This is a genomic window from Clostridium sp. (assembly GCF_021443865.1).
In the GTDB taxonomy this organism is placed as follows: Bacteria; Bacillota; Clostridia; order Clostridiales; family Clostridiaceae; genus Clostridium.
In genome coordinates, this window is sequence record NZ_JABUTB010000127.1 from 1 (window position 1) to 4774 (window position 4774).

A 4774-nucleotide genomic window follows, 5' to 3' on the forward strand; every position below is an offset into this window, starting at 1 on the left:
TATTCACAGTTGGAGAACAAGAATTCTACAAAGAAAAAGGATTTGACAACGAACCAGTAAGATGTCCTGCTTGTAGAAAAGCTAGAAAAGCTCAAAACAACAGAAGATAGTTAATTAGACTGTAGGGTAGCCTACAGTCTTTATTTTTTAGGAATTTATAAAAATATTGCCCTGTGTATAATTTTTTATAAATTCCTTTCCTTTAGTATTTGAGGATATGGATATTATATTCTGGAGACTTGGAGCCTGCGAGGTCGCGAAGAATGTAATATCTATATTCTTTTTTATTTATATCCATAAGTGGAAGTTCTAGTTGCATTTATTGCTTTATTTACTTTAGCTAATGTATTTTGTAATAATTGTCTGTTCTCTTCTTTTTCAACGGTATTAATAGCATCATTTAAAAATTCTTGAGCATGATTTATACTAGTCAATGCTTCTCTTAATTCATCTTTAGCATCAGGTCTATGTCCCATACAAAACACTCCTTTTAATCTTTATATTTTCTAATAGCATCTTGAGCAGCATCAACTGCACTACTTACAGCTTTAAGAGCTTCATGAATCTCAGTTCTATTATAAGATTCTTCTGAATTTAAGTAGGCAGTATTTAAATGATTCTCACAATTACAAAGTTCTTTTAGAGCAAGATTTAAATTTTCTTTTGCATTTCTATTCATAATTAACACCACCTTTTTAATGTCTTTATTAGTATTAGCAAATAAACAAAATAAATAGCATTAATAAATAAATTTTTAAAGTTAAAAGCAGGAAAATAAAACATCCGAGGATTAAGGGGTGGTAAAAAGATAATGTTCGTAATATGGCGAATTATTTTATAAAATGAAAGGATAATGTTGACATATATCCATTGAAATGCTACCCTTAAAATAGGAATTACGAAAAAATTAATAAATATATAAAATAATGTTCGTATAATCTATACTATTAACTTTGGGGGTATAAAGATTCATGTTGAAATGTATATTTGTGAAAAAAAAAGACGAGTATGATGTAGAAGGGAAAAGCTTATTAGAAGATCTAAAAAATAACTTAGGAATAAATACATTGAAATCAGTAAAGCTAATTAATAAATATACATTAGGAGAAGTTAAAGAAGAAGATTATAAAAAATCTCTTCATACCATTTTTTCAGAAAGAACAGTTGATGAAGTATATGAAAATAACATTAATATAGGGGGAGATGAAATTGCCTTCGCAGTTGAATATTTACCTGGGCAATATGATCAAAGAGCAGATTCAGCTTCTGAATGTTATTCTATATTAACTTCTGGGGATAAGATAGAAGTTAAATGGACAAAGATTATAGTACTAAGTGGAAATTTATCAGAAGATGAAGTAGATAAAATAAAAAAATATTATATTAATCCAGTAGATTCAAGAGAAGTTAAAATAGATAATTTAGAATTATCTTCAAATCTTCCAAAGCCAAAGGATATAGAAGTATTAAATGGGCTTAGAAATAAAAATGACATGGAAATAGAAGAACTACATGAAAAAATGTGCTTAGCAATGAGCATAGAAGATCTTAAGCTTATACGAAATTATTTTAAAGAAGAGGGAAGAGATCCAAAGATAACTGAAATAAGAGTTATAGATACTTACTGGTCAGATCATTGTAGACATACTACCTTTTCTACAGCAATAGAAGGTGTAAATATTGAAGAAGGTCTTTATACATTACCAATAGTAAAGTCATATGAAGCATATTTAAAATCAAGGGATTTTGTATATGGAGAAGAACATAGAGATGAAACTCTTATGGATATAGCAGTTATTACTATGAAGGAAATGAGAAAAAAAGGTCTTTTAGAGGATTTAGATATTTCAGATGAAATAAATGCATGTTCCATAAAAGTAAATATTGAAACTGACAAAGGAAATGAAGAATATCTAGTGATGTTCAAAAATGAAACTCATAATCATCCCACAGAAATTGAACCATTTGGTGGAGCTGCTACCTGTTTAGGTGGAGCTATTAGGGATCCTTTATCAGGAAGAACTTATGTATATCAAGCAATGAGAGTTACTGGATGTGCTGATCCAACAGATAGTATTGAGGAAACTTTGAAAGGAAAACTTCCACAAAGAACAATAACCTTAAGGGCTGCTCATGGATATAGCTCTTATGGAAATCAAATAGGACTTGCTACTGGGGAAGTTACTGAAATATATCATACCAATTATGTTGCTAAAAGAATGGAAATTGGAGCAGTTATAGCAGCAGCACCTATAGGGAATGTTATAAGAGAAGAACCTAAACCTGGCGATATTGTAATTCTATTAGGTGGAAGAACGGGGAGAGATGGATTAGGTGGAGCAACAGGCTCTTCAAAAGAACATACTGAAGATTCTATAAATGAATGTGGTGCAGAGGTTCAAAAAGGAAATCCAGTAATAGAGAGAAAAATTCAGAGACTTTTTAGAAATAAAGAAGTAACTAAAATGATAAAAAGATGTAATGACTTTGGAGCAGGGGGAGTTTCAGTAGCAATTGGAGAATTAACAAGAGGTCTAGATATTGATTTAGATAAGGTTCCGAGGAAATATGAAGGGCTAGATGGAACTGAAATTGCAATTTCTGAATCTCAAGAAAGAATGGCAGTTGTTATATCTAAAGATAATAAAGAAAAATTTGTAGAATTAGCGAATAGGGAAAATTTAGAAGCAGTACAAGTTGCAGTGGTTACTGATTCCGAAAGGCTTAAGATGTTCTGGAGAGGTGAAAATATAGTTGATTTAAAAAGAGAATTTTTAGATACAAATGGGGCAAGGCAAAGTACTAATATTAAAGTGAAATCACCAGAAGAATATCCATTCATTATTAAAAGCAATTTAAATGTGAAAGAAGAATGGATTAATATATTAAGAAAACTAAATGTTTCATCACAACAAGGCTTAGTAGAAAGGTTTGATTCAACTATTGGAGCAGGCACAGTACTTATGCCTTTTGGAGGAAAGTATCAAAAAACACCAGCAGAAGGAATGGCAGCAAAGATTCCAGTATTAAATGGAGAAAGTAAAGATGCAACCTTAATGACATATGGATTTAATCCAGAAATGGGGATGTGGAGTCCATACCATATGGCATATTATTCAGTAATTGAAGCTATAACAAAGCTTTCAGCTATGGGTGGGAATTATAAAAAGGCAAGACTTACTCTTCAAGAGTATTTTGAGAGATTAGGGAAAAATGAAATTAAATGGGGAAAGCCATTTGCAGCTTTACTTGGGGCATATCAAGCACAAATGGATTTAGGAATACTAGCTATTGGTGGAAAGGATTCTATGTCAGGCACCTTTGAAGATTTAGATGTACCTCCATCATTAGTAGCCTTTGCTGTAGATTTAGAAAAGGCAAAGGATATAATTTCTCCAGAATTTAAAAATATAGATTCAAAAATAGTTTTATTAATTGCAGAAAAAAATAAGGATATGACATTAAAAGTTAAGGGCTTTAAAAATAACTTAGAAAGACTTTATAAGTTAATTAAAGAGAGAAAAGTTATTTCAGCATCCTCAATTAAATTTGGGGGAATAGCAGAAGCTTTAACTAAGATGACTTTAGGAAATAGAATTGGGGTAGAAATTGAAGATTTATCCAAGGAAGAATTATTTGGGCTTAACTATGGGAGTTTAGTTTTAGAAGTTAAGAATGAAGTTGACATAGATAAGGAGTTTAAGGACTGCGCTTATAAAGCAATAGGCAAAACAATTAAAAATGGGGCTATAGTTTTTAATAAATATGATATTAACTTTGATATAAATTTTTTAGAGGGAGTATTAGAAGAAAAATTATCTAAGGTATTTAAAATAAAAACAGAAGAAAGAAATGAAAATGTTGAATTAAATTTATTTGAAAGAAAAGAAATAAAGAAGCCTGTTATAAAGATAGCTAAACCAAAAGTATTTATACCTGTATTTCCAGGGACAAATTGTGAATATGATAGTGCTAGAGCTTTTAGAAAAGAAGGTGCGGAAGTTATAGAGCTTATCTTTAATAATATGAATAAGGAATCTTTAAATGAATCTATTTTAAAGATGGAAGAAATAATAAGAAAAAGTCAAATTATAATGCTACCTGGGGGATTTTCAGCAGGGGATGAACCTGATGGATCTGGTAAATTTATAGCTAATGTATTTAGAAATGAAAGAGTTAAGGAAGCTGTAATGGACTTACTAAAAAATAGAGATGGATTAATGCTAGGAATATGCAATGGATTCCAAGCCTTAATTAAACTTGGATTAGTTCCTTATGGAGAAATAGTGGATATTAAAGAAGACATGGCAACTTTAACTAATAATGAAATTAACAGGCATATGAGCTCAATAATAAGAACAAAGATTACCTCAAATAAATCACCTTGGTTTAGTGAAGTTAATATAGGAGATATACATTCAGTTGCTATTTCACATGGTGAAGGAAGATTTGTAGCACCAAAAGAAGTATTAGAGAAACTAAGTAAAAATGGTCAAATAGCAACTCAATATGTAGATTTAAATGGAAATATATCTATGGATATGCCTTATAATCCAAATGGCTCAATGTTAGCCATAGAAGGAATAACAAGTCCAGATGGAAGAATCCTAGGTAAAATGGGACATTCAGAAAGAATAGGAGAAGACCTATATAAAAATATACCAGGAAACTTTGATCAAAAGATATTTAAAGCAGGAGTTAATTACTATAAGTAAGGCTCCAAATCTATGATTTGGCTTAGCCGAACTTACACATATGAGCGAAGTCGAATAGG

The 4774-nt window shown here is 30.5% G+C and carries 4 protein-coding genes; 2 read left to right on the top strand and 2 right to left on the bottom strand.

Annotated elements, in window-relative coordinates; translation table 11 throughout:
* On the top strand, positions 1-110 hold a 110-nt coding region (locus HUJ77_RS14600; protein ID WP_291709888.1), incomplete at its 5' end, for a zinc-ribbon domain containing protein.
* A gap of 174 nt (positions 111-284) precedes the next feature.
* Here HUJ77_RS14600 and HUJ77_RS14605 read toward each other — a convergent pair.
* Together HUJ77_RS14605 and HUJ77_RS14610 are read right to left on the bottom strand one after the other, a co-directional pair.
* Positions 285-476, bottom strand: a complete 192-nt coding sequence (locus HUJ77_RS14605) for a hypothetical protein (protein WP_291709881.1) — start codon at positions 474-476, stop codon at positions 285-287.
* A gap of 14 nt (positions 477-490) precedes the next feature.
* Positions 491-679, bottom strand: coding sequence for a hypothetical protein (locus tag HUJ77_RS14610; RefSeq protein WP_291709884.1), 189 nt, complete (start codon positions 677-679; stop codon positions 491-493).
* A gap of 292 nt (positions 680-971) precedes the next feature.
* On the opposite strand from HUJ77_RS14610, the gene HUJ77_RS14615 reads away from it, so the two are divergent.
* Positions 972-4715 (top strand): phosphoribosylformylglycinamidine synthase, encoded by a 3744-nt coding sequence (locus HUJ77_RS14615; protein WP_291709886.1) that lies wholly within the window; start codon positions 972-974, stop codon positions 4713-4715.
* Positions 4716-4774 lie beyond the last annotated feature (59 nt).

What these genes read in the sequence shown, in the direction of transcription:
- HUJ77_RS14610 (WP_291709884.1), bottom strand. Translation starts at nt 679, where the DNA reads ATGAATAGAAATGCAAAAGAAAATTTAAATCTTGCTCTAAAAGAACTT.
- HUJ77_RS14605 (WP_291709881.1), bottom strand. Translation starts at nt 476, where the DNA reads ATGGGACATAGACCTGATGCTAAAGATGAATTAAGAGAAGCATTGACT.
- HUJ77_RS14615 (WP_291709886.1), top strand. Translation starts at nt 972, where the DNA reads ATGTTGAAATGTATATTTGTGAAAAAAAAAGACGAGTATGATGTAGAA.